The organism is Klebsiella sp. Q11, assembly GCF_964241505.1.
Classification (GTDB): Bacteria; Pseudomonadota; Gammaproteobacteria; order Enterobacterales; family Enterobacteriaceae; genus Klebsiella; species Klebsiella michiganensis.
This window is the reverse complement of record NZ_CAXSXW010000009.1, coordinates 20,719-43,388: the sequence shown is the minus strand read 5'-3', so window position 1 is coordinate 43,388 and position 22,670 is coordinate 20,719. Positions and strand designations below refer to the sequence as shown.

At 54.2% G+C, this 22,670-nt stretch carries 24 protein-coding genes, 1 tRNA gene and 2 pseudogenes; 7 read left to right on the top strand and 20 right to left on the bottom strand.

Going from position 1 to position 22,670, the window contains the following annotated elements; translation table 11 throughout:
• Window positions 1–25: 25 nt before the first annotated feature.
• From ACESQ2_RS16125 to ACESQ2_RS16115, 3 genes and pseudogenes are all read right to left on the bottom strand, one after another.
• Window positions 26–715 carry a nucleotidyl transferase AbiEii/AbiGii toxin family protein gene (locus ACESQ2_RS16125; RefSeq protein WP_373170878.1) on the bottom strand — a complete coding sequence of 230 codons (690 nt, stop codon included), beginning with the start codon at window positions 713–715 and terminating at the stop codon, window positions 26–28.
• The gene (locus ACESQ2_RS16120; RefSeq protein ID WP_048260431.1) at window positions 702–1,484 is read right to left on the bottom strand and encodes a type IV toxin-antitoxin system AbiEi family antitoxin domain-containing protein; all 783 of its coding nucleotides are present in this window, start codon (window positions 1,482–1,484) and stop codon (window positions 702–704) included. The genes ACESQ2_RS16125 and ACESQ2_RS16120 overlap by 14 nt, the downstream gene beginning before the upstream one ends.
• 184 nt (window positions 1,485–1,668) lie before the next feature.
• Window positions 1,669–1,968 (bottom strand): annotated as a pseudogene (locus ACESQ2_RS16115) (transposase); the annotation flags it as partial.
• 52 nt (window positions 1,969–2,020) lie between these two features.
• Between ACESQ2_RS16115 and ACESQ2_RS16110 the strand changes: the two are divergent.
• Window positions 2,021–2,211: pseudogene (locus tag ACESQ2_RS16110) on the top strand (IS256 family transposase); the annotation flags it as partial.
• A gap of 21 nt (window positions 2,212–2,232) precedes the next feature.
• On the opposite strand, the gene ACESQ2_RS16105 reads toward ACESQ2_RS16110, so the two are convergent.
• From ACESQ2_RS16105 to ACESQ2_RS16095, 3 genes are all read right to left on the bottom strand, one after another.
• Complete coding sequence (locus ACESQ2_RS16105; protein ID WP_373170875.1) at window positions 2,233–3,144, bottom strand: alpha/beta hydrolase; 912 nt, start codon at window positions 3,142–3,144, stop codon at window positions 2,233–2,235.
• 547 nt (window positions 3,145–3,691) lie between these two features.
• A tRNA-Phe gene (locus ACESQ2_RS16100) sits at window positions 3,692–3,767 on the bottom strand.
• A gap of 105 nt (window positions 3,768–3,872) precedes the next feature.
• Complete coding sequence (locus ACESQ2_RS16095) at window positions 3,873–4,589, bottom strand: DUF554 domain-containing protein (protein WP_004135818.1); 717 nt, start codon at window positions 4,587–4,589, stop codon at window positions 3,873–3,875.
• Between the two features lie 437 nt (window positions 4,590–5,026).
• Between ACESQ2_RS16095 and ACESQ2_RS16090 the strand changes: the two genes are divergently transcribed.
• The gene (locus ACESQ2_RS16090; RefSeq protein WP_046877684.1) at window positions 5,027–7,165 is read left to right on the top strand and encodes an ornithine decarboxylase; all 2,139 of its coding nucleotides are present in this window, start codon (window positions 5,027–5,029) and stop codon (window positions 7,163–7,165) included.
• Window positions 7,166–7,232: 67 nt separating this feature from the next.
• On the opposite strand, the gene ACESQ2_RS16085 is transcribed toward ACESQ2_RS16090, so the two are convergent.
• The 4 genes from ACESQ2_RS16085 to mutY all read right to left on the bottom strand — a co-directional run bounded on the left by ACESQ2_RS16085 (window position 7,233) and on the right by mutY (window position 11,177).
• A complete protein-coding gene (locus ACESQ2_RS16085; RefSeq protein ID WP_009651814.1) occupies window positions 7,233–8,489 on the bottom strand; it encodes a nucleoside permease in 1,257 nt (418 codons plus the stop codon).
• A 193-nt stretch (window positions 8,490–8,682) separates the two neighbouring features.
• Window positions 8,683–9,765: a membrane-bound lytic murein transglycosylase MltC gene (gene mltC / locus ACESQ2_RS16080; protein WP_014226844.1), complete on the bottom strand. Its 1,083-nt coding sequence runs from the start codon at window positions 9,763–9,765 to the stop codon at window positions 8,683–8,685.
• Window positions 9,766–9,815: 50 nt separating this feature from the next.
• Window positions 9,816–10,091 (bottom strand): oxidative damage protection protein, encoded by a 276-nt coding sequence (locus ACESQ2_RS16075; protein WP_004854175.1) that lies wholly within the window; start codon window positions 10,089–10,091, stop codon window positions 9,816–9,818.
• Window positions 10,092–10,118: 27 nt separating this feature from the next.
• Complete coding sequence (gene mutY, locus ACESQ2_RS16070; RefSeq protein WP_004854172.1) at window positions 10,119–11,177, bottom strand: A/G-specific adenine glycosylase; 1,059 nt, start codon at window positions 11,175–11,177, stop codon at window positions 10,119–10,121.
• Window positions 11,178–11,313: 136 nt separating this feature from the next.
• Here mutY and trmB point away from each other — a divergent pair, with 136 nt between their 5' ends.
• Genes trmB through ACESQ2_RS16055 form a run of 3 tightly spaced genes read left to right on the top strand, consistent with a single transcriptional unit; the run spans window position 11,314 to window position 13,129 of the window.
• Window positions 11,314–12,033, top strand: a complete 720-nt coding sequence (gene trmB / locus ACESQ2_RS16065; protein WP_004854170.1) for a tRNA (guanosine(46)-N7)-methyltransferase TrmB — start codon at window positions 11,314–11,316, stop codon at window positions 12,031–12,033.
• The gene (locus ACESQ2_RS16060; RefSeq protein ID WP_004854168.1) at window positions 12,033–12,359 is read left to right on the top strand and encodes a YggL family protein; all 327 of its coding nucleotides are present in this window, start codon (window positions 12,033–12,035) and stop codon (window positions 12,357–12,359) included. Before trmB ends, ACESQ2_RS16060 begins: the two co-directional genes overlap by 1 nt.
• Before the next feature lie 50 nt (window positions 12,360–12,409).
• Window positions 12,410–13,129, top strand: a complete 720-nt coding sequence (locus tag ACESQ2_RS16055; protein ID WP_009651812.1) for a DUF2884 domain-containing protein — start codon at window positions 12,410–12,412, stop codon at window positions 13,127–13,129.
• A gap of 48 nt (window positions 13,130–13,177) precedes the next feature.
• Here ACESQ2_RS16055 and ACESQ2_RS16050 read toward each other — a convergent pair whose 3' ends face one another.
• The 8 genes from ACESQ2_RS16050 to ACESQ2_RS16015 form a co-directional block, all read right to left on the bottom strand.
• Window positions 13,178–14,479 (bottom strand): TRAP transporter large permease, encoded by a 1,302-nt coding sequence (locus ACESQ2_RS16050; protein ID WP_373170873.1) that lies wholly within the window; start codon window positions 14,477–14,479, stop codon window positions 13,178–13,180.
• Window positions 14,479–14,982: a TRAP transporter small permease gene (locus ACESQ2_RS16045; protein WP_373170978.1), complete on the bottom strand. Its 504-nt coding sequence runs from the start codon at window positions 14,980–14,982 to the stop codon at window positions 14,479–14,481. The genes ACESQ2_RS16050 and ACESQ2_RS16045 overlap by 1 nt, the downstream gene beginning before the upstream one ends.
• 46 nt (window positions 14,983–15,028) lie before the next feature.
• Window positions 15,029–16,015, bottom strand: a complete 987-nt coding sequence (locus ACESQ2_RS16040) for a TRAP transporter substrate-binding protein (RefSeq protein WP_014839537.1) — start codon at window positions 16,013–16,015, stop codon at window positions 15,029–15,031.
• Window positions 16,016–16,319: 304 nt separating this feature from the next.
• Window positions 16,320–17,456, bottom strand: coding sequence for a radical SAM family heme chaperone HemW (gene hemW / locus ACESQ2_RS16035; RefSeq protein WP_014226840.1), 1,137 nt, complete (start codon window positions 17,454–17,456; stop codon window positions 16,320–16,322).
• Window positions 17,449–18,042: an XTP/dITP diphosphatase gene (locus ACESQ2_RS16030; RefSeq protein ID WP_004854157.1), complete on the bottom strand. Its 594-nt coding sequence runs from the start codon at window positions 18,040–18,042 to the stop codon at window positions 17,449–17,451. Before ACESQ2_RS16030 ends, hemW begins: the two co-directional genes overlap by 8 nt.
• Window positions 18,043–18,054: 12 nt before the next feature.
• Window positions 18,055–18,345 carry a DUF167 family protein YggU gene (gene yggU / locus ACESQ2_RS16025; protein WP_004854155.1) on the bottom strand — a complete coding sequence of 97 codons (291 nt, stop codon included), beginning with the start codon at window positions 18,343–18,345 and terminating at the stop codon, window positions 18,055–18,057.
• The gene (locus ACESQ2_RS16020) at window positions 18,342–18,908 is read right to left on the bottom strand and encodes a YggT family protein (protein ID WP_004105714.1); all 567 of its coding nucleotides are present in this window, start codon (window positions 18,906–18,908) and stop codon (window positions 18,342–18,344) included. Before ACESQ2_RS16020 ends, yggU begins: the two co-directional genes overlap by 4 nt.
• A gap of 17 nt (window positions 18,909–18,925) precedes the next feature.
• Window positions 18,926–19,630, bottom strand: a complete 705-nt coding sequence (locus tag ACESQ2_RS16015) for a YggS family pyridoxal phosphate-dependent enzyme (RefSeq protein ID WP_014226839.1) — start codon at window positions 19,628–19,630, stop codon at window positions 18,926–18,928.
• Between the two features lie 16 nt (window positions 19,631–19,646).
• Here ACESQ2_RS16015 and ACESQ2_RS16010 point away from each other — a divergent pair, with 16 nt between their 5' ends.
• Together ACESQ2_RS16010 and ACESQ2_RS16005 are read left to right on the top strand one after the other, a co-directional pair.
• On the top strand, window positions 19,647–20,627 hold the full coding sequence (locus ACESQ2_RS16010; protein WP_368762426.1) for a type IV pilus twitching motility protein PilT: 981 nt from the start codon (window positions 19,647–19,649) through the stop codon (window positions 20,625–20,627).
• A 348-nt stretch (window positions 20,628–20,975) separates the two neighbouring features.
• On the top strand, window positions 20,976–21,629 hold the full coding sequence (locus ACESQ2_RS16005) for a LuxR C-terminal-related transcriptional regulator (protein ID WP_014226837.1): 654 nt from the start codon (window positions 20,976–20,978) through the stop codon (window positions 21,627–21,629).
• Window positions 21,630–21,684: 55 nt separating this feature from the next.
• Here the strand turns inward: ACESQ2_RS16005 and ruvX are convergent, their stop codons facing one another.
• Both ruvX and ACESQ2_RS15995 read right to left on the bottom strand, forming a co-directional pair.
• Entirely contained in the window at window positions 21,685–22,101 is a 417-nt protein-coding gene (gene ruvX, locus ACESQ2_RS16000; RefSeq protein WP_014226836.1) for a Holliday junction resolvase RuvX, read from the bottom strand.
• Window positions 22,101–22,664, bottom strand: coding sequence for a YqgE/AlgH family protein (locus ACESQ2_RS15995; protein WP_014226835.1), 564 nt, complete (start codon window positions 22,662–22,664; stop codon window positions 22,101–22,103). The genes ruvX and ACESQ2_RS15995 overlap by 1 nt, the downstream gene beginning before the upstream one ends.
• Window positions 22,665–22,670 lie beyond the last annotated feature (6 nt).

Sequence of the window (22,670 nt, the reverse complement as noted above, 5' to 3'; positions counted from 1 at the left end):
GAGTTTCCACCCAATATCTTGCAAATTAAGACTGCTGTGCGGCGAATAATCGAACGCAGTTCGATGGAGAGTCCGGTCGCAGAAAAGCAAAAACCCGCCTTTTGGGCGGGTTCTTTAAATAGTGGTGCCCGGACTCGGAATCATACCTACGATTAACGTGCTGTTTGTTATTGGTTTTGTTGATATTGCTTGCAAACAGCACCCCCATGAAGGCCCCTACATAAAATCGCTTTGGTTTGGTGAGAGGTATCACGAAAAATCGGTGTTTAAGGAGAGAGGCTTCGTTATGTGTGGAGTCAGGTCCACACATAACGGTCTGAGGTTCACATATAGCGGATGGAACTCCACACATAATGATTCGAGGTCCGCATTTAACCGCGTGACAAACTTCAATCTTTATCTTCGCATCAGCGGTGTTAACTATGATGCGCTTTTCATCCGCTTTATTCTCCTGTCGGATAGCCGTGATCCCCGGTCTGCCGTTCAGCGATTCAGTAATACGCATCAAGGCGTCATTGATGACCGCCAGATCGGTATCGCGATCAGTAAAGGTCTTATACGCCAGATCGATATCCACCGACAGGCGAGGGAAATCTTGTACAAATAAGTTGATTGCCGTGCCGCCTTTCAGGGCGAAACAGGACTCCTTCGCCACATGCGGCAGGGCAGTCATTAATAGCCTGACCTGTCGGGCATAACTATCACGCAGATCCATCTTCGACTCCTTCCGGTTTAAATGCGCGGGGAACGGTGATTTGATAATCCGGCTCCAGCCAACCGCCGGGAACGATTTGCCGTTTTCCCGAGCCTGTTTCTATACCGCTTTGATCGAGGTACTGAAAGTAAGGATGCTCATTGCGTCGGGCAAGGTAGAGCATCACGCGGTTGGTTTTAACCGAATGACTGGCGAAGAGCAGCGCCTGTAATTTACGCGGGCTAAGAAGATTCATCCCCTGAAACAGAGCATCGGCATGTTCGAACGAGATCAAGGAAGGAACGCCGCAGGCGATCTCATACGCGGCCAGTTCCGGTACGCTGCCCACTAACTGTCGGTCGCCGATTTTAAGTTGTGTCGTGAATGACGGTATATCAACGGTGAGGCCAGAGGTATACAGCGTGACAAACATCGCGGATGGTTCAAAGACGACAAACCATCCCGGCAGCTTGACGTAAGCCGGAAGCGTGAGCCAGATTTGCTGCCTGCCCGGCTCGGTATAGTGAGCATAGCCCTGTAGCGCAACGCTGGTCAGTCCCGCCACGCGAACCGGTTTTTCCCACTGCGTTTGCAGGCAATAAACCGCGTCCACCCAGTCCGGCTCACGGCCCGTCCGGCAGTATACGCCGTGCGCGATCCGCCTGAGCCAGCCATTCTGCACATAGAGGTAAGAGAGCTTACGATCTATGCCGTTACGAGTGAGCCATGACTGGAGCAACACCTGACCAGGTAGGGTGTTTTGCATCAGCCAGTTTAGATAGTTTGGCAAATGTCGTCTCTTGATAGACAATTTCGATAATTATTAAACCATTATGGTTCTCATACTCTCGCTAGTACAGGTGATTTTGGAATCATTTTGAATAGTGATATCCAAAGCATTTCTATAACTTTTTGTTTTCTTTGTTTAAATTTTATCTTTATGGATTTGTATGGTATATGAGCAACAAATGCTATACCGGTTTCATGTCGGTCATGAAGGCTTTATGGTGCTTTGAGGCCACGTATTTAATCGTGTTACGGATCTGGTGAATGACGCACAACTGCACCTCTGTCTGCGGATAAATGCTGTTTATTGCCTCCGGGAGGCCAGTCAGCCCGTCCACGCAGGCAATCAGGATGTCTTCAACGCCACGGTTTTGCAGGTCACTCAATACGGATAGCCAGAAGTTAGCGTCTTCACTTTCTGACAGATACAGGCCCAGAACTTCTTTTTTGCCTTCCAGATTCAGCGCCAGAACGGTATAAACCGCTTTGATCTGGTAACTCATCCCCAGTGCGAACAGGCGAATAATCTTGCGTTCGATCTCGTCGGACAGCGTGATCCGTGCTGCGATTAAGAAACGCAAAGTGTTCCCGACAGACGACTCGGTACGGAAAGTGGTTTATCTGGCGATCAAAGATGCGTCAAAAAATGGAGTATGCCGATCCAGAACTGGCGGCTGGCGATGAGTCGTTTTATTATCGAGTTCGGTGACCACCTGAGCGATCACCTTTAATATAGTGGCAGTTACACAGAATTACAGACAGGCTCTTCTGCTTCGGATAAATTTAGCAACGGCTTGTAACGCCGCATCCGCTTCAGGTATCTTTCCCACCGATGACTGAAATACATGCCAGAGCCCGTCCCATATCTCAATCTCAACTTGCATCCCAGCCTTTTTAGCATATCGGGAGAGGCGTAATGCATCATCGCGCAATAACTCCTCGCTTCCCACCTGAATAAATACGGGAGGAAGTCCAGACAAATCACCAAACAGGGGAGAGACAAGAGGATCGCTTCGTTCACTGTCCGAACAGTAGTATTTCACGGTCATTATCAGGTCTTCTATGCAAAGCAGCGGATCAAGATCCTTACACAGCGTTATGCTCTTACCTGAAAGTGTGAAATCCAACATGGGTGATAGCAGAACAGACGAGTCCGGCAAAGGATCTTGATGCTGTTTTAACAGGAGTAAAAGCGACATGACCAGACCACCACCACTGGAGTCTCCCGCGAGGATAATGTCCTCTGCTGAATAACCATTAGCAAGCAGCCATAAATAGGCCTGATGACAATTTAATAAGGCCGCAGGAAATCGATTTTCTGGCGCCAGAGGATATTCCAGTACCAGAGTTCGGCAACCAGAATATTGTGCGAGATAGGCAGCGAGTTTTCTGTGAGTCAGACACGAACCCTGAGAATTTCCACCTCCGTGGAAATAGAGAATAATCCTGGTATTTATCGAATCTGGATATGAAATCCACTCCGCGGTCACCTCTGTATCGTTAACAGTTTCGATACATACACCTGCAGGTAGCGTTGCCTTTATGGCTGCAGACTCCCAGACCTGGCGCTGAATGGAGAGTGGGGTATGCAAAAGAAAATGAATATTCTCATCATGATTTTCAAACAGTTTCGCTTTATAATATTTTGCTCCGTTACTCAGCATGTTCATTCCTTTAGCTGCTTACGCCAGAAATAATAATTGTCGGTAGTGCTTTTTTTTACATTTTAATAGGCATTAATTTATTTACTCATTCATACACAATCTGAGAAATACGCCACATTATAAGTTTATTAAAATTGTTCAGCTTTTTTTTATCTTTCTCTACTAACTGACAAATAGCTTACTTTTTCAACGACGCTGGTGATAAGGGTTTTCCCGCAAAACAAGCAGACCTGCGCTCAGGCAAGTGATGCAAGAGAGCGTGGGGCAGGCAAAATCCCTGGCAATGATTTTTTTCTGGCGGAGAGGGTGAGGGGACTTTGACGGGAAGCTAGTGCTAGTTCCCCAAAAGCAAAAACCCGCCTTTTGGGCGGGTTCTTTAAATAGTGGTGCCCGGATTCGGACTAACGCCGCAGGCGTTGAACAGCGCGCTTGTCGCGCTGGCCCCGAAGGGGTGAGCCGCCGTGCGGCGAATAATCGAACGGAGTTCGATGGAGAGTCCGGCCGCAGAAAAGCAAAAACCCGCCTTTTGGGCGGGTTCTTTAAATAGTGGTGCCCGGACTCGGAATCGAACCAAGGACACGGGGATTTTCAATCCCCTGCTCTACCGACTGAGCTATCCGGGCAACGGGGCGCATTAAACCTGATTCACCGCACCTCGTCAACGAAATTTATCTGTTTCGCAGCAGACTGAACAATCTATCACCACATTGCGTCAAAAGCACGCATCTTCAGGCGAAAAACGCCGTCCAGGCCACTGAAATCGGCATCGCCAGCACCAGGGCCGGCAGCATATTCACCACGGCGAACATTTTAATTCCGCAGATGCGCAGACCGGTCGCGACCAGCAGCATACCGCCGACGGCGGTGAAATCCGCCATCATCATCGGCGTGGTTAACGGCATAATCAGCGACGCGCAGGCCGCCAGCGCCAGCTGGATGGCCAGCATCGGTACGCAAATGGCCGAGACGGCCAGCCCCAGGGTGCAGGCGAAGATAGTGGCGGTAAAGAAGTCGAGAAACGCTTTGGCAATAAGAATGCTGGCGTCGCCGGTCATTCCTTCGCGCATCGCGCCGAAAATCCCGGTTCCGCTGGCGCAGAACAGCACGATTATCGCGACGTAGCTTTGAATATAGGACTCATGCGCTGAGACCTTTTTCTGCCCCTTTTTGGGCGAAAGCAGCTGCTGGAGCTTACTGACCAGCGTATTAATGCCTTTCTCCATGTTGCACACTTCGCCGAGCAGCGCGCCCACCAGCGTTGAAAGCACCATCACCGGCAGGTTGGCGCATTTGATCACCAGCAGAATGCCGATGCCCAGCGACGCGAGGCCAAAAATAGAGGTCATTGATGTACGAATCCGTTCCGGCAATCTTTGACTTAAGAGTGCGCCGAGTACGCCGCCCAAAAGGACCGCGCCGGCGTTAATAAATGGCCCTGTAACCACAGCATGACTCCTGTTAATTATCCCTAATGACTGCATTATTATGACGCTAAACGGGCCAAAAGGCTTGCGCATCCGTGGTATGGCTGCATACGTAATTCATCTTGCACGGTACATTTAAAGGTGACATGATTGCGCGAATTTTCTCCTCCCCTGAATGAGGCCGCCGTGATGACGACATCGCCGCTACATCGCCGTTGCCGCTGCGTACAGATGCGCAGGCAGCCTCGTCTTGCTACCCTTACACTGCAACTTCTGCCCACCATGCGGTGAGCGTAACGCAGGCTCACTGCAGGACAACAGTAAGATCGGACGCGGTCTGCTTTTACTGATGTCTGGCGGTCGGAGCTGGGATCCAGCCAGACCCTGACATTTCGTTGGCCAGAGCTCAGACGCCCTGGCCGAAGCCTTTTACTCTCCGGAAACGGGTATTCGCGCTCATGAAATCAATGCACATTGCCGCCAGCTGCGAGCTGGTATCCCGCCTGTCCACCCACCGTCGCGTGGTGGCCCTGGACAGTACAGATTTTACCGATGTGGCGGCAGTCGTCATTACCGTAGCGGACAGCCGCAGCGGCATCCTTGCGTTACTGAAACGCACCGGGTTCAACCTGCCGGTTTATCTGTTCAGCGAAGCTGACCACGAAAAACCAGAAGGCGTGACGGCCATCGTTAGCGGCAAAGAGCAGGAGTGGCTCGAACTGGAAGCCGCCGCCTGCGGCTATGAAGAGAACCTGCTGCCGCCGTTCTTCGATACGCTGACCCAATACGTTGAGATGGATAACAGCACCTTCGCGTGCCCGGGCCATCAGCACGGCGCCTTCTTTAAGAAGCATCCAGCGGGGAGGCAGTTTTTCGACTTCTTTGGTGAAAACGTCTTTCGCGCCGACATGTGCAACGCCGACGTTAAGCTTGGCGATCTGCTGATTCATGAAGGGTCTGCCAAACACGCGCAGAAGTTTGCGGCGAAGGTCTTCAACGCCGATAAAACCTACTTCGTCCTTAACGGCACCTCTGCGGCGAACAAAGTGGTGACCAACGCGCTGCTGACGCGCGGCGATCTGGTACTGTTTGACCGTAACAACCATAAATCCAATCATCATGGCGCGCTGATTCAGGCCGGGGCAACGCCGGTTTATCTCGAAGCGTCGCGTAATCCGTTTGGTTTTATTGGCGGTATCGACGATCGCTGCTTCGATGAGAAATACCTGCGCGAACTGATACGCGAGACGGCGCCGGAAAAAGCCGATGCGCCGCGCCCGTTCCGCCTGGCGGTGATTCAGCTAGGTACTTATGATGGGACGGTGTACAACGCCCGCCAGGTGGTCGATAAAATCGGCGGTCTGTGCGACTACATCCTGTTTGACTCGGCCTGGGTCGGCTACGAGCAGTTTATCCCGATGATGGCCGACTGTTCGCCGCTGCTGCTGGACCTGACGCCGGACGACCCGGGCATTTTTGTCACTCAGTCGGTGCACAAACAGCAGGCCGGTTTTTCGCAAACGTCGCAGATCCATAAAAAAGATAACCACCTGCGCGGACAGGAACGTTTTTGCCCGCATAAGCGGCTCAACAACGCCTTTATGCTGCACGCCTCGACCAGCCCGTTTTATCCGCTGTTCGCCGCTCTGGACGTGAATGCTAAAATTCATGAAGGAGAGAGCGGGCGCCGCCTGTGGGCTGAGTGCGTGGCGCTGGGTATTGACGCGCGCAAGGCGATTATCGCCAACTGCAAAATGATCCAGCCGTTTATTCCACCGGTGGTGGCGGGGCGTCCGTGGCAGGATCATCCCACTGAAGCCATCGCCCGCGAACGGCGCTTCTTTAGCTTTGAGCCGGGCGCGCGCTGGCACGGCTTCGAAGGCTATGCCAGCGAACAGTACTTCGTTGACCCCTGTAAACTGCTGCTGACGACGCCGGGGATCGATGCGGAGAGCGGAAAATATACCGATTTTGGCATCCCGGCGACCATTCTGGCCCACTACCTGCGCGAAAACGGCATCGTGCCGGAGAAGTGCGATCTGAACTCCATTCTGTTCCTGCTGACGCCCGCAGAGAGCGCCGAGAAGCTGGCGCAGCTGGTGGCGATGCTCGCCCAGTTTGAGCAGCATATTGAATCCGACACCCCGCTGGCCGACGTTCTGCCGACCATCTTTAATAAATATCCGGTGCGCTATCGGGATTACACCATCCGCGAGCTGTGCCAGGAGATGCATAACCTGTACGTCAGCTTTGACGTGAAGGATTTGCAAAAAGAGATGTTCCGCAAGAGGAGCTTCCCGCGCGCGGTGATGAACCCGCAGGACGCCAACCGCGAATTTATACGCGGTAACGTTGAGCTGGTGCGCTTAAGCGAAGCCGAAGGGCGCATTGCGGCGGAGGGCGCGCTGCCGTATCCACCGGGCGTGCTGTGCGTCGTGCCTGGCGAAATCTGGGGCGGGGCGGTGCTGCGCTATTTCCTGGCGCTGGAGGAAGGCGTCAATATGCTGCCGGGCTTCTCGCCGGAGCTCCAGGGGGTCTACAGCGAAACGGACCCTGACGGCATTAAGCGGCTATATGGCTATGTGCTGAAAGCATAAAAAACGCGCCCCGGTGTTATCAGCGGGGCGCGTTTTTTTATTCGTAAATCTGGGGTAAGCCGTTTATTTAATGTGCGACGGTCTGCGCCCCGGTTGGTACGCGGACGTGCTTGTACTTAAACAGCGCCACAAAGGCAAAAGCCAGAACCAGCGAATAGCCGGCGAAAATCAGCCAGACGGTTTGCCAGTCGGTAATCCCTTCGACGGTAAAGTGCTCCACCACTTTGCCGCTTACCATCCCGCCAAGTATGCAGCCGAAGCCGTTGGTCATCATCAGGAACATCCCCTGCGCGCTGGCGCGGATTTCCGGGCGAACCTCTTTTTCCACAAACACCGAACCCGAAATGTTGAAGAAGTCGAAGGCGCAGCCATAAACGATCATCGACAGTACCAGCAGCACGGTGCCGAACGGGGTCGGGTCGCCGTAAGCGAACAGGCCGAAGCGCAGCATCCACGCCACGATACTAATCAGCATCACGTTTTTGATGCCGTAGCGGCTGAGGAAGAACGGGATGGTCAGGATGAACAGGGTTTCCGAGATCTGCGAAATCGACATCATCACCGAGGCGTGCTGCACGATAAAGCTGCTGGCGAACAGCGGATCTTTATCAAAGCTGTGCAGGAAGGTGTTGCCGAACATATTGGTGATTTGCAGTTCGGCGCCCAGCATCATCGAGAAAATAAAGAAGATCGCCATACGTTTGTTTTTAAACAGCGCGAAGGCATCAAGGCCCAGCATGGCGGTCCAGCTCTGGTTTTTCTGCTGATTGGCCACCGGAATATGCGGCAGCGTCAGGGTGAAGAGCACCAGCAGCAAGGAGAGCGCCGCGCCGATATAGAGCTGCATATGGCTCAGTTCAAAGCCGGAGAAGCTGACGCCCCACATGGCGAGGATAAAACCAATGGTGCCCCAGATACGAATCGGCGGGAAATCGGTCACGATATCCATATCCGCAGACTGCAGGCGGTAGTACGAAATGGTGTTAATCAGCCCCAGAGTTGGCATATAGGCCAGCGAGTTGAGCAGGATGACGAGGAACATTTCGCCCGGCGTGGTGACCTGGGCGGCGAGCCACAGCGTCAGCGCGCCGACCAGATGGCAAATGGCATAAACCCACTTGGCGCTGATCCATTTATCGGCAACGATACCAAGCAGCGTCGGCATAAACACCGCGGCGATACCGAGTGAGCTATAGACCGCTCCGATGGCCGCACCGTCGAACTTGAGGGTGACGAACATATACGAGCCGAGCGTGGTCAGCCAGCTTCCCCAGAGGCAGAACTGCAGGAACGACAGTACTTTGAGCTGCAGCTTAAGATTCATGTTTTGATCCTCACGGATATAGAATTGTTTTGTGTTTTAAATAACATTTATGGCGTTATTTTGGTTGGATTCTATCATTTATGCGATGGATGCTTTTGTTAACTGCCGCAGAAAATCGCAAAACAGTTGCGCAACTCTATTGTGTATAGCAGAAGGAAGGCGCCCCGGAGGAAACAGGGGCGCTGAAGGGGGATTACCTGCGGCGGTAGCCTTTCTGTGCAGAGTTAACCTTGTACAGATAGCGGCGCGACTCGGCGGAGGGGTGACGGCTGGTGATGGTTTGATAAACATCGCCCGGCGTCATGTTGTTGATGATATTCGCCGCCTGAACCTTATCGCTGGAGAAGACCCGCAGCACGCTGCCCGCGCCGCCGTTATAGGCGGTGATGACCGCATAGCGACGCGAGGTCGGGTTGGTGATGCCGGACAAATAGACGTTGTTCAGCATCGCCAGATAGGCGGTGCCGGTGTCGATGTTATTGACCGGATCGAACAGATAGCTGCGGCTCGGCAGGCCTGATTTGCCCTGCGAACGGAACACGTCCTTCCCGGCGCTGTGCTGCACCACCTGCATCAGCCCCAGCGCGTCGGCGTGGCTGACCGCATAGGGGTTAAAGGAAGATTCGGTTTGCATAATTGCCAGGATCAGCGATTCATCAACGCCGTATTTGCGCGATGCCTGACGGACCATGCCAATGTATTTATGCGCGCGTTTGTCGAGGTGGTTCGGCACCAGGTTGATGGTGATGCTGTAGATCATGCGCGGGCCGTTGCTGCGGCTTTTCAAGCGCGTTTGCAGCAGATAGTCGGCGAAGCGCGAGGCGCGCCACTCCCAGCGAATCGACTCGCCGGTGTTATCCACCACCTGACCGTACAGGAACGGCTCTTTTGAAATCTGAATATCATCGACGTCGGAATAGAGGTCGATGGAGTTCGGGTCGTCGCCCATCAGCAGGGTTTTAATAATCGCCTGGCGCAGGCGACCGGCCGGGTCGGTCCCGGCGATGGTTTCGACGGTAATCGTCCCCGCATCAAAGTTGATATGGCTACGGGTCTGATACTGGTCGGTGTATTTGACGTAGTCCTTCGGCCCGGCGAGCAGAACTTCGTTATAACCCCAAATATTCTCGATGTTATGGGCGAACTGGCCCATCAGAATGTCAAAGCCGTTGGTGTCCTTCACCCACGCCTCGTTGTACTCGGCGCCTTTTTTGGTTGAGCTGGAACACGAAACGAGCAAAGGCGCAATCAGCGCTAGCGCTAAGTATTTTTTCATCATTCCGGGAGTGCGTGTTGTGTTTATTGTTGTAAAGGGCCGTCAGGCCCTTACTGTTTTTCTGGCGGCGTGTAGCCTTCGATGTGCACGTCTTTACCTTCAAACAGGAACTGAACCATCTCCTGCTCCAGCAGTTTGCGATGCTCCGGGTTCATCATGCTGAGTTTTTTCTCGTTGATCAGCATCGTCTGCTTATGCTGCCACTGGGCCCAGGCTTCTTTGGAGATTTCGTTATAGATGCGTTTGCCCAGCTCGCCCGGGTACAGCTGAAAATCCTGGCCCTCGGCTTCACGCTGCAGGAAAGTACAAAAAATCGTTCTGCTCATTCTTAATCCTCTTTAATCGCCAGAAAGCTAAACCGGTGCTCCGGCTTTTAACTGTTGCAACAAGCGCTCCACGGGAGCCGCCAGACCGACGGACGGCGGCTGCGCTAAGTTATACCAGAGTGCGCCCCCTTCATCCATGCATGCGCCGGATGAGTGCACTGTAAGCCACATCGGCACAATATCCAGATGGAAATGGCTGAAAGTGTGGCGGAACGCGGTTAATTGCGTCAGATTATCGGTCTTAATCTGACGCTGGGCCAACCACGCCCGCAGCGCATCTTCATCCTCAAACTGCGGGAAGCAGAACAAACCGCCCCATAAGCCCACCGGCGGGCGCTGGGAGAGGAACACCTCGTCACCGTGCTGCATCAGCAGGAAATAGCCGGTACGCTCGGGGATCGTCTGTTTCGGTTTTTTGCCTGGGTATTGAGCCCATGAATGATTTGCGTAGGCCACGCAGCCGTTATTCAGCGGACAGAGCTCGCATTTTGGTTTAGAGCGGGTACACACCATCGCCCCGAGGTCCATCATGGCCTGGTTAAAACGCTCGACGCCTTTGGCCGGCGTGACGTCCTCGCCGATCTCCCACAGGCGTTTCTCAACCTCTTTTTTCCCCGGCCAACCGCTGACAGCATAGCAGCGCGCGAGCACGCGCTTCACGTTACCGTCGAGAATCGGATAATGCTGACCGAGAGAAAGGGATAAAATCGCGCCGGCGGTAGAGCGGCCCACGCCCGGCAGCGCGGCGACTTCATCGAAGGTCTGCGGGAATTTGCCGTCGTGCAGGGTGGCCACCTGCTGCGCCGCTTTATGTAAATTGCGCGCGCGGGCGTAATAGCCCAGGCCGGTCCACAGATGCAGGACTTCATCAAGGGGCGCGTTCGCCAGGTCGGTAATCGTTGGGAAACGCGCCATAAAGCGTTCAAAATAGGGGATGACCGTCGCCACTTGTGTTTGTTGCAACATCACCTCGGAGAGCCATACTTTGTAGGGCGTCTTGCCGATTTGCCAGGGCAGGGTTTTACGCCCGTATTTGTCGTACCAGTCCAGCACCTGGGCTGAAAATTGCGCGGCGGGAAAAGTCAAAGCTACGGCTCCGGGATAGCGATTATAAGGTGGCAGATTGCAGCACAAGGGCGAGAGGCTGTAAACCCTTGCATCCGCCGGGTAACTTTGGATAATGCCCGTTTTCCGAACACTCTCACAAGCAGACTTAACTTTTATGAAAAACGACGTCATATCTCCGGAATTCGATGAAAACGGCCGTCCGCTGCGCCGTATTCGCAGCTTCGTCCGTCGTCAGGGCCGCCTGACCAAAGGTCAGCAGCATGCGCTGGACAATATTTGGCCGGTGATGGGCGTTGAATTTAACGATGCGCCACTCGATTTCGCCGCGCTGTTTGGCCGTGAGGCGCCGGTCACGCTGGAGATCGGTTTCGGTATGGGCGCTTCGCTGGTGGCGATGGCGAAAGAGAAGCCGCAGCAGAATTTCCTCGGCATTGAAGTGCACTCGCCGGGCGTCGGCGCCTGCCTGGCGTCCGCCGAAGAAGAGGGCGTGCAGAACCTGCGCGTCATGTGCCACGATGCGGTGGAAGTGCTGCATACGATGATTCCGGATAACTCCCTGAGCATGGTGCAGCTGTTTTTCCCTGACCCGTGGCACAAAGCGCGTCATAATAAGCGCCGTATCGTTCAGCCGCCTTTTGCCGAACTGGTGAAAAGTAAACTGAAGCTGGGCGGCGTCTTCCATATGGCGACCGACTGGGAGCAATATGCCGAGCATATGCTGGAGGTGATGTCCTCGCTTGAAGGGTATCGTAACCGGTCTGAAAGCAACGACTATGTGCCGCGCCCGGAATCGCGCCCGGTAACCAAATTTGAACAGCGTGGCCATCGTCTTGGCCACGGCGTATGGGACTTAATGTTCGAGAGGGTGAAATAATGGCAACGAATCGTAGCCGTCGTCTGCGTAAAAAGATGCATATCGACGAGTTTCAGGAAGTGGGTTTTTCCGTCGCGTGGCGTTTCGCGGATGGAACCAGCGAAGAGCAGATCGACCAGACCGTTAACGATCTGATTGATGAAGTGATTGAGCCTAATAAGCTGGCCTTTGACGGCAGCGGTTATCTTTCCTGGGAAGGCCTGATCTGCCTGCAGGAAATCGGCAAATGCACCGAGGAACACCAGGCCATCGTACGTAAATGGCTGGAAGACCGCGGGCTTGCCGATGTACGCACCAGCGAACTTTTTGATATCTGGTGGGACTAAGTTTGACAAGGGTCGGCAACTGCCGGCCCGTTTTGTCTGAAGGGAGTTAAATGATGCGCAAAACGCTGTTGGCATTGGCGCTTTCCGTCACCGCTTTGTCCGCGCATGCGGACTACCAGTGTAGCGTCACGCCGCGTGACGATGTCATCCTCAGCCCGCAGCAGGTGCAGGTAAAAGGCGAAAACGGCGATCTGGTGATTAAGCCGGACGGCAACCTGACCTTTAACGGTAAAGCGTATTCCCTGAACGCCGCTCAGCGCGAGCAGGCTCAGGACTATCAGGCTGGCCTGCGCAGCAGCCTGCCGTGGATTGATGAAGGCGCCCGCACGCGGGTAGAAAAAGGCCGCGCCGCGCTGGATAAAATTATTACCGAACAGGTGGGGGCCAGCAGCAGCATGCATAGCCGCCTGACCAAGCTTGATGCGCAGCTGAAAGCGCAAATGAGCCGCATAATTGAACATCGTAACGATGGCCTGACCTTTCACTATAAAGCCATCGATCAGGTGCGCGCCGACGGCCAGCAGCTGGTAAATCAGGCGATGGGCGGCATTCTGCAGGATAGCATCAACGAGATGGGGGCGAAGGCGGTTCTTAAAGGCGGCGGTAACCCGCTGCAGGGGATCCTCGGCAGCCTTGGCGGCCTGCAAACGGCCATTCAGGATGAATGGAAAAACCAGGAAGCCGATTTCCAGCAGTTTGGTAAGGATGTCTGCAGCCGCGTGGTCTCCCTCGAAGAGAGCCGCAAAGCGCTGGTAGGGTCGTTAAAGTAAGTTTTATTTCGCTACCTGCGTTCGCAGGTAGCGATTATGGTTAGTCGATCACATCAGCCCCAGCAGCTGCGGAATAAACAGCGAGATCTGCGGGATATAGACAATCATCATCAGCGCGATCAGCAGGGCGGCGTAGAACGGCAGCAGCGGTTTGATGAGCTGCTGAATTTTCACGCCGGAAATGGAGCAGCCAACGAACAGCGCGCTGCCTACCGGCGGCGTCAGCAGACCGATGCACAGGTTGGCGACCATCATGATGCCGAAATGCACCGGGTCCATCCCTAAATCCTGCGCGATGGGCAGGAATATCGGCGTGAAAATCAGCACCGCCGGGGTCATGTCCATAAAGATCCCAACGATTAACAGCACGATATTAATCAGCAGCAGAATCACCACCGGGTTTTCTGACACCCCCATTAGCGCATCGCTTATCATGTAGGGAATGTCGGCGTTGGTCATCGCCCACGACATGCCGACGGAAAAGCCGATCAGCAGCAGCACGATAGAGGTCATCACCACCGATTCAAGGATCAGCTTCGGCAGATCGCGCCATTTCACTTCCCGATAAATGAGCACCGACAGGATAAAGGTGTAGACCACGGCGATAGCCGACGCTTCGGTAGCGGTAAAAATGCCGCCGAGGATCCCGCCCATCACAATAATCACCAGCAGCAGGCTGGGCAGGGCGGCGAAAAACGCTTTTGCCGCCTGGGCGCAGGTGGGGCGTTCAGAAACCGGATAGCCGCGACGTTTAGCAATGACGGCACAGACCACCATAATAGCCAGGCCCATCAGAATGCCCGGCAGATAGCCGGCCATAAACAGCGACGCGACCGACACGCCGCCCGCCGTCAGGGAAAAGACGATCAGCACGTTTGACGGCGGAATAAGCAGGCCCGTGATGCACGACGAGACGTTCACCGCCGTGGAGAAAGCCGGATCGTAGCCTTTCTGGGTCTGAATGGGGTTCAGCGTGCCCCCTACCGCGGCGGCGGCGGCGACCGCCGAGCCTGAAATCGAGCCGAACATCATGTTTGCCAGCACGTTGACGTGGCCCAGAGAGCCCGGTACGCGTCCGACCATCACCTGAGCCAGATTGATTAAGCGTATGGCAATCCCGCCGCTGTTCATCAGCGTACCGGCAAAGATAAAGAAGGGAATGGCCAGCAGGGCGAAGTTATCGAGGCCGTTCGCGAGGCGCTGTGAAACGGTAATCACCGCGATATCCCACGGGAACATCAGCAGCATTGAACCGACGGTGGCGATGCCGATGGAGAAGGAGATAGGTACGCCAATAAAAACCAGAATAAAGAAAGAGCCAAATAGCATCAGTGCGATATAGCTGTCCATCAATTTGCCCCCGCTTCAGCGTGCTTCATGTTTTTTAGCCCGTTGCTGACAAAACATACTGCGTAAAACATCATAATGAGGCCGGTTAACGGCAGGATCAGATAGACGTAGCCCATGGGGATCTGCATTGCCGCTGAGACCTGGGAGGTCGACAGCGTTTTTTCAATCAGCTTCACGCCGCCGGTCATAATCACCGATCCGGCAAAAATAAAGATCAGCAGATTAATGATGACGCTGAGCAGCGCCTGCCTGCGGGGAGGGAGCGTCATCGCCAGTAAGTCGATAGCCAGATGACGCTGGGCGCCGACGGTATATGCCGCACCCAGTAGCCCGACCCAGATCATCAAAAAGCGCGCCAGCTCGTCGGTCAGGGTGCTGGGCTGGTTGAGTACATAGCGGCTGAACACCTGCCAGACGACGCAAACAACCAGCGCAATCATAACGGCGACGGAGAATGCGGCGATCGTGCGGTCCACCGCCAGCTTTATGCGGTTAAGTATCATCATTGTTTTCCCGATGAAAGCGGGCCAGCGGCTGGCCCGCTAAGTGTTATTCGGCGGCAGCTTCAAATTTGGCCAGCAGGGCGGCCTGCTTCGGATCTTTTTTGAACTCATCAAACAGCGGCTGCACGGCGGCGCGGAACGGCGCTTTATCCACTTTGATAATTTCGCCGCCCATGGCTTTGGCCTGCGCGCGGGTGTCGGCGTCGATCTTGTCCCACAGTTTTTGCTGATACGCTTCGGAAGCTTTCGCCGCCTTGATCAGGATTTGCTGCTGATCCGGCGTCAGTTTGTCCCAGGTTTTACTGGAGATAACGAGGAAATCCGGGATGGAGGCATGTTCATCTTCTGAGAACACTTTCGCGATTTCGATATGGCGCGTTTGCACCCAGGAAGGCACGTTGTTCTCCGCGCCGTCCACCACGCCCTGCTGCATGGCGGTATAAACTTCACCAAAGGAAATAGGGGTTGGCGAACCGCCCATTAATTCGACCATTTTTAAGGTTGTCGGGCTGGCCTGGACGCGGATCTTCAATCCTTTTAAATCTTCCGGTTTAGTGATGGGCTTTTTGGCGTAAAAACTGCGGGTCCCGGCAACATAGGCGGAAAGCGCAAAGAATCCTTTATCTTTCGTGGACTCCATAATTTCCTTGCCCACGTCACCAAAGACGACTTTATTGAAGTGATTCTGATCTTTAAACAGGAACGGTAAATTATATATCGCGTAGACGTTATCGAATGATTCCAGATCGCTGGCGGAACCTTTGGTCATATCCAGCGCGCCGTTTTGTAATAGCTCCATCGTTTCGCGCGCGCTGCCCATCTGGCTACTGGGATATATACGAATCTTCATATCACCGTTGGAAAGTTGGTTAACCTCTTTGGACATCGCCTCAAAGGCCTGATGGACAACGTGGCTACGTTCGAGGTTATGTGCCAGTTTTAACGTGACTTTTTCAGCTGCGCTGGCGCCGGAAGCGAGCAGGGCAAGCAGAGATACACACGCCAGAGAACGAGAAAAAGAGAGTTTTTTCATGAGTCGGCTCCATGCACTTAGGGTAATTGGTCAATATCTTAAAGGGTATTCCTTGTTTCTGTATGACATATTATTCTTGTTGTCGTACATCTTTAAGCTGTCTGACTCACACTTTTTCGCAATCAGGCGATCAAATACGTATTTTTGTGCGGTAGGTTATATTTATTTTTAATAAATGAATGTGAATTTATTTTTATTGGAAATGTTGAATTGAGATGATTCGGAAATAGCGATATTGATATTTCGGGAAAAGCGAATAATTAATTATCCCGTTATTGTTATAACGGGATAAGCATAGCGAGGTTTATTCGCTGAGGAATAATTCGAGAAGGGAGTTCAAAAAGAGCTTACCGTGCTCGGTAATCTGCCAGCAGCGCTCATCTTCCGTCAGATAGCCCTCAGCAATGGCGGCATCGATTTGCGGACGGATTGTACGCTCATCAAGCCCGGTGTAGCGGCTGAATTCATCTCGCGGCGCCGCTTCCAGCAGGCGGAAACGGTTCATAAAGAACTCGAACGGCTTATCCGCATCTTCCACATCATGCTGGCGCTCCAGATAACGGCCTTCCATATAGCCGCGCGGGTGGCGGGTTTTCGCCGTCCGCAGAATGCGCCCGTCCGGGAAGGTCACTTTGCCGTGCGCGCCGCAGCCAATGCCCAGGTAGTCGCCAAAGCGCCAGTAGTTCAGGTTATGCTGGCACTGATACCCCGGCTTAGCGTAGGCGGAGGTTTCATATTGTTGATAGCCCGCCGCGCTGAGCAGGCTGTGCCCCTGCTCATAAATATCCCACAGCGCGTCGTCGTCCGGCAGGGTCGGCGGGCGCGAGCCAAACAGGGTGTTTGGCTCAATGGTCAACTGGTACCAGGAGAGATGCGGCGGATTGAGCGCAATCGCCTGACGCAGGTCGTCCAGCGCCTCTTCCAGAGACTGATCCGGCAGACCGTGCATTAAATCGAGGTTAAAGCTGCGCAGTCCCAGACCGCTTGCCAGGTTTGCCGCGCGTTTGGCTTCCTGCGGCCCGTGGATGCGCCCGAGACGCTGGAGCTTTTGTTCGCTAAAGCTCTGTACGCCGATGGAGATGCGATTAATACCTGCGCGCTGATACTCGACAAAACGATCCGCTTCTACGGTGCCGGGGTTGGCTTCCATCGTGATTTCCGCGTTGTCCGCCAGGGGAAGAGCTTCCCGCACGCCGTCGAGCAGGGTTTGCATCGCCGGGCCTGAGAGCAGGCTCGGCGTACCGCCGCCGATGAAAATAGTCCCGATTTCACGTCCCTGCGCATAGTGGGCGTCGGCCCGCAGATCGTTCAGCAGATGCTGAACGTAGTCGTCGTGCGGTACCTCGCCCTTCAACGCATGCGAGTTGAAATCGCAGTACGGGCATTTTTGCACGCACCACGGGATGTGAATATAGAGGCTCAGGGGCGGCAAATTAGCCATTACGTAAGGCTTCCAGTAACAGTTTGAGCGCGCGTCCGCGGTGGGAAATGGCGCTCTTTTCTTCACGGCTCAGCTCCGCTGCGGTTTTACCTTCCGTCGGAACAAAAAATATCGGGTCGTAACCAAAGCCGCCGCTGCCTGCGGCTTCGCGAGCGATGATGCCCGGCCAGCTGCCGTGGCAAACCAGCGGGGTGGGATCTTCCGCATGGCGCAGATAGACCAGCACGCAGTGGAATTGCGCCTGGCGCCGATCGTCAGGCACGTCGCGCAGCGCGTCGAGCAGCTTTTCGAGATTGCGCTGGTCGGTCGCGTCTTCGCCGGAATAGCGGGCGGAATAGATGCCGGGCGCGCCGCCTAACGCATCGACGGCCAGACCTGAGTCATCGGCGATGGCCGGGAGGCCGGTAATCTGCGCGGCATGACGCGCTTTCAGAATGGCGTTTTCGATAAAGGTCAGGCCGGTTTCCTCTGCGGAATCCACGCCCAGTTCGGTTTGCGCCACGATATCGAGGCCAAAATCTGCCAGCAGCGAGGCCAGCTCGCGCACTTTCCCGGGATTGCCGGTGGCGAGAACAACTTTTTGCATATGAGATCCTGTTTATTCTTTCAGGGCGGCGACCCCATCGGGGATCTGCTGCGGATGAATGATTTTTATCTGTTTGTGGCGGCCCAGTTCGCCTTTCTCAATAAGCACCTGGCTTTTCGCTACGCGAAACTGTTTGGCGAGGAATTTTACCAGATGGGCGTTGGCCTGGCCGTCAACGGGAGGCGCGGTAATGGCGACTTTAAGCTCGTCGCCATGTAAACCAACGATGCTGTCGCGGCTGGCCTTAGGCTGAATATACAGCCGTAAGACCAAGCCATCAGCGCAGGCTTCGACGGCACTCATAGCGCCATCCACAGCCCCGGAAGCAGAACGTTGCCGGTAGCCTGCAACAGTTCGGCGATACCCATGTTGATCACGTACAGCAGCAGAACCAGCACCATCGGCGAGAAATCAATGCCGCCCATCGATGGCAGCAGTCTGCGGATCGGACGCAGCAGCGGATCGGCCAACTGCATCAGGACATATTCCACCGGGCTGCGTCCCTGGCTTACCCAGCTCATGATTGCCATGAGCAGGAGAACCCAGAAGATCAGCGAGCCGACGGTTTTAATGAGGATCAGCAGCGCGGAGATCCAGATAATCGGCTGGAAGGTGACGACCATAAACAGCACGATAGCTTTCACGACGCAGAGAATAAAGGCGACCAGCAGGGAGGCGCTGTCGAGCGGCCCCATCGCCGGGATAATGCGGCGCAGCGGCCCAACGACAGGCTGCGTAGCCTTGACCACGAACTGCGAAAACGGGTTATAAAAGTCGCAGCGCGCCCACTGCATCCAGACGCGTAACAACACGACCATTGTGTAAAGCTCAATGACCGTTGAGAGCAGGAAAGTCAACGTCTTCATGGCGTTCCTCAGATTCCTTATTTTTTGCTGTAGTCGCGCGCGCCGAAAATTGCGGTTCCGATGCGCACCATAGTGCTTCCCGCCGCGATGGCGGCTTCCATATCATCCGACATTCCCAGCGACAACGTATCGACGGTAGGGTAGTGCGTTTTTAGCCGCGCAAATGCTACCGCCATTTGTTGGGCGACGGCAAACTGCCTTACATATTCTGACTCTGGCGCGGGAATGGCCATTAAACCGCGCAGCTGCAGATTCGGCAGTTTCGCGATCTCTGCCGCCAGCGCGTCCAGCTCGTCAACGGGAATGCCCGACTTGCTCTGCTCATCGCTAATGTTGATTTGAATCAGCACGTTGAGTGGCGGCATGTGAGCAGGGCGCTGTTCACTGAGGCGAGCGGCGATTTTGAGTCGATCGACGGTATGGCACCAGTCAAAATGCTCGGCCACCAGGCGGCTTTTATTGGACTGCAGCGGCCCGATAAAGTGCCACTGTAGCCCGCTTGCCCCGGTCTCTTGAAAGTAGCGGATTTTCTCCACCCCTTCCTGAACATAGTTTTCGCCAAACGCGACCTGGCCTGCGGCCATCGCTTCTTCGATAGCGCTCGCAGGTTTCGTTTTACTGACTGCAAGCAGCGTAACTTCTTCTGGAGCACGGCCGCAGCGTGCGGCAGCGGCTGAGATTTTGTCCCGGACCTGTGCCAGGTTATGCGCAATATCGTTCATATACCGAGGATGAGTTATGGAACTGGAAGAAATAGTGGCCCTTAGTGTAAAGCATAACGTCTCCGATCTACACCTGTGCAATGCTTCAACGCCGCGCTGGCGTCGCCAGGGCAAGCTGGAGCCCGCGCCTTTTACCTCTCCGGATATTGGCAAGATACTCGCTGATTGGCTCAACGCCGAGCAGCTCGCCCAGTGGCAGGCCTGCGGGCAGGTTGATTTCGCGCTGACTCCGGCCGGCGGCCCGCGCCTGCGCGCCAGCGCATTTGTCCACAACCGCGGCCTGTCGCTGGCCCTGCGTCTGCTGGCGGAAACCTGTCCGCAGCTGGCGGATCTCGGCGCGCCGGCCGCCTTAACGGAGCTGCTCAATGAGGAGAGCGGGCTTATCCTGGTCACGGGCGCCACCGGTAGCGGGAAATCCACCACCCTGGCGGCGATGGTGGGCTATCTTAATCAGCGCCTCAATGGCCATATCCTGACGCTGGAAGATCCGGTTGAGTTTATTCATCACAGCGAGCGCTGCCTGATCCAGCAGCGGGAAATCGGTCGTCACTGCCCCTCATTTGCCGCGGCCCTGCGCGCTGCGCTGCGTCAGGACCCGGATGTCATTCTGCTAGGGGAACTGCGTGACAGCGAAACGATCCGCCTGGCATTGACCGCGGCGGAGACCGGACATCTGGTTATGGCGACGCTGCATACGCGCGGTGCGGCACAGGCGGTTGAAAGGCTGGTGGATGTTTTTCCCGCTCAGGAGAAAGAGCAGGTTCGTAGCCAGCTGGCGGGAAGTTTATGCGCGGTGCTGGCACAAAAATTGTTTCCGGATACTGCTGGCGGAAGAGTTGCGCTATACGAGCTTTTGGTTAATATCCCGGCGGTGGCGAATTTGATCCGCGAGGGGAAAACGCATCAGCTGCCCGGCGTGATGCAAACCGGGCAGCAATTCGGGATGCAAACTTTTACGCAAAGCTTTCAGCAACGTACGGCTGCGGGTCTTTTATAGCTGCATCTTTTATATTCAGACATCATACCAATGGCTTGTTATGATAATGTTTTATTAATGTTTGGTATCATTATTTTATATTACAAATAAGTACCTAAAATTAAGCCGAATAATGCACGCTATGAAAAACGAATTGACATAAACCTCCCATAACCAGGAAAAAAGTTTGATAATCTTTTGACTCTCTTAAGGCATTCGATTTATGCTGTTTACAGGGATAGGAAAATTCCCATGGAATAATGTTTCAAGGTGTAAGTTTGGTTTGAATTTATAAATACACCAGCGATCGTATTCTTGTTAATTCATTTAACCGCTATGAAGGCGGGAATCAACTAAGGAGAGTTTTAAGTGATTAATTTATCTGAGAATTCGGCTTTTTCTCACCAGGTTACTTTTATTACTCACCCCTCTATTCAAAGCAAAGCATTCGCAACCTGGCTGGCTGAGAAGTTATCTGCATCAGTCGTTCTGCAAAATATTAACAAACCCCTCGCGCAGCGTCTTTTGAAAGATTCTGTAATATTATTTGATATTGCAGTTTCAAATAAAAAGTTGAATAGCGTATGGCGTGACATTATTCGTCTGCAGGCGGATAACCCCCGTTTATTGATTATCAATAGCGCGCAAAAGTATGAGCTCTACGAAATGGCGCAGTGGCCAGCGCTGTACGGCGTTTTCCGTCATGACGATGATGAATCGCGCTTAATTGAGGGCGTTAAGGCTGTGCTGAACGGCGAACAGACGGCTGAATTGAGCGTGATGCACCCGGCGATGTATGCTGCGGATCATGTATCGGCGCCTGCGGAAAATTCACCGCTGACCGAGCGTGAATGTGAAATCCTGAATGAACTTCGCTGCGGGGCGACCAATCTGGATATTGCCCGCGCGCTGTTTATCAGTGAAAACACGGTGCGTACCCATCTGTACAACGTGTTCCGTAAGCTAAGCGTGAAGAACCGGACTCAGGCGGTCAGCTGGGCGAATGAGCATTTGCGCCACTAAAAATGAAATCAGGATGATGGCGCCTGCCGCTGCGGTAGGGCGCCATCATTGATGTTCAGAAACTTTGCTCGAAGTAGCTTTCCAGAATAATGACTGCAGAAGCGGAATCCACGCTGCCTTTATTGAGCGCCCGGAATCCACCGTGTTCGAATAGCCCGGCTCTGGCTTCAACCGTGCTCAGACGTTCATCATGCAGGGTTATTTGCACGCCGAAGCGGCCGTGGATTTTATTCGCGAAGTTGCGCGCGCGCGCGGTGAGGGGCTGTTCCGTACCGTCCATATTCAGCGGCAGGCCGACAATCACGGCTTCGGGCTGCCACTCTTTCAGCAGCTTTTCGATAATATTCCAGTCAGGCTTACCGTCCTGCGCTTTCAACGCGGGAAGGGGGCGGGCAGTGCCTGTGATGCGCTGCCCTACGGCGACGCCAATGCTTTTGGTGCCAAAATCAAAGCCTAAAAAAGTGCCGCTCATTACGCATGCCCCGCTTCGGCTGGCATCGTCACGATATCGATGCCAATGAGCTTCGCAGCATCGCGCCAGCGGTCAGCTATCGGCGTGCTGAACAAAATATTCCGATCGGCCGGCGCGGTGAGCCAGGCGTTATCCAGAATCTCTTGCTCCAGCTGGCCTTTCTCCCAGGAGGCATAGCCCAGCGCAACCAGCACGTTGTCCGGCTGTTTATCCGTACCCAGCGTTTCGAGCACGTCGCGGGAGGTGGTGATCACCGTGTTATCGGAAATACGAATGCTGGAAGAAAAGTCGGAAGGCGGCGAATGCAGTATAAAACCCCGATCCTCGGCCAGCGGGCCGCCAACCATCACCGGTTTATCCAGGCGAATCTCGGGATTGCGCGGTTCAGGCGTGATTTTTAACTTCTCCAGGATCCCTTCAACCTGCAGATTTTCCATCGGCTTATTGATGATGATGCCCATGGCACCGTCATCGTTATACTCGCAGATATAGACTACGGAGCGACGGAACATCGGGTCCTGGAGAGCAGGCATGGCAATTAGAAAGTGATGCTGTAAATTCATTGTCAG

Excerpts from the sequence above, each read along its gene's own strand:
- ACESQ2_RS16125 (WP_373170878.1), bottom strand. The coding sequence starts at position 715 with ATGGATCTGCGTGATAGTTATGCCCGACAGGTCAGGCTATTAATGACT.
- ACESQ2_RS16105 (WP_373170875.1), bottom strand. The coding sequence starts at position 3,144 with ATGCTGAGTAACGGAGCAAAATATTATAAAGCGAAACTGTTTGAAAAT.
- ACESQ2_RS16090 (WP_046877684.1), top strand. The coding sequence starts at position 5,027 with ATGAAATCAATGCACATTGCCGCCAGCTGCGAGCTGGTATCCCGCCTG.
- ACESQ2_RS16085 (WP_009651814.1), bottom strand. The coding sequence starts at position 8,489 with ATGAATCTTAAGCTGCAGCTCAAAGTACTGTCGTTCCTGCAGTTCTGC.
- mltC (WP_014226844.1), bottom strand. The coding sequence starts at position 9,765 with ATGAAAAAATACTTAGCGCTAGCGCTGATTGCGCCTTTGCTCGTTTCG.
- ACESQ2_RS16075 (WP_004854175.1), bottom strand. The coding sequence starts at position 10,091 with ATGAGCAGAACGATTTTTTGTACTTTCCTGCAGCGTGAAGCCGAGGGC.
- trmB (WP_004854170.1), top strand. The coding sequence starts at position 11,314 with ATGAAAAACGACGTCATATCTCCGGAATTCGATGAAAACGGCCGTCCG.
- ACESQ2_RS16060 (WP_004854168.1), top strand. The coding sequence starts at position 12,033 with ATGGCAACGAATCGTAGCCGTCGTCTGCGTAAAAAGATGCATATCGAC.
- ACESQ2_RS16055 (WP_009651812.1), top strand. The coding sequence starts at position 12,410 with ATGATGCGCAAAACGCTGTTGGCATTGGCGCTTTCCGTCACCGCTTTG.
- ACESQ2_RS16050 (WP_373170873.1), bottom strand. The coding sequence starts at position 14,479 with ATGGACAGCTATATCGCACTGATGCTATTTGGCTCTTTCTTTATTCTG.
- ACESQ2_RS16045 (WP_373170978.1), bottom strand. The coding sequence starts at position 14,982 with ATGATACTTAACCGCATAAAGCTGGCGGTGGACCGCACGATCGCCGCA.
- ACESQ2_RS16040 (WP_014839537.1), bottom strand. The coding sequence starts at position 16,015 with ATGAAAAAACTCTCTTTTTCTCGTTCTCTGGCGTGTGTATCTCTGCTT.
- hemW (WP_014226840.1), bottom strand. The coding sequence starts at position 17,456 with ATGGCTAATTTGCCGCCCCTGAGCCTCTATATTCACATCCCGTGGTGC.
- ACESQ2_RS16030 (WP_004854157.1), bottom strand. The coding sequence starts at position 18,042 with ATGCAAAAAGTTGTTCTCGCCACCGGCAATCCCGGGAAAGTGCGCGAG.
- yggU (WP_004854155.1), bottom strand. The coding sequence starts at position 18,345 with ATGAGTGCCGTCGAAGCCTGCGCTGATGGCTTGGTCTTACGGCTGTAT.
- ACESQ2_RS16020 (WP_004105714.1), bottom strand. The coding sequence starts at position 18,908 with ATGAAGACGTTGACTTTCCTGCTCTCAACGGTCATTGAGCTTTACACA.
- ACESQ2_RS16015 (WP_014226839.1), bottom strand. The coding sequence starts at position 19,630 with ATGAACGATATTGCGCATAACCTGGCACAGGTCCGGGACAAAATCTCA.
- ACESQ2_RS16010 (WP_368762426.1), top strand. The coding sequence starts at position 19,647 with ATGGAACTGGAAGAAATAGTGGCCCTTAGTGTAAAGCATAACGTCTCC.
- ruvX (WP_014226836.1), bottom strand. The coding sequence starts at position 22,101 with ATGAGCGGCACTTTTTTAGGCTTTGATTTTGGCACCAAAAGCATTGGC.
- ACESQ2_RS15995 (WP_014226835.1), bottom strand. The coding sequence starts at position 22,664 with ATGAATTTACAGCATCACTTTCTAATTGCCATGCCTGCTCTCCAGGAC.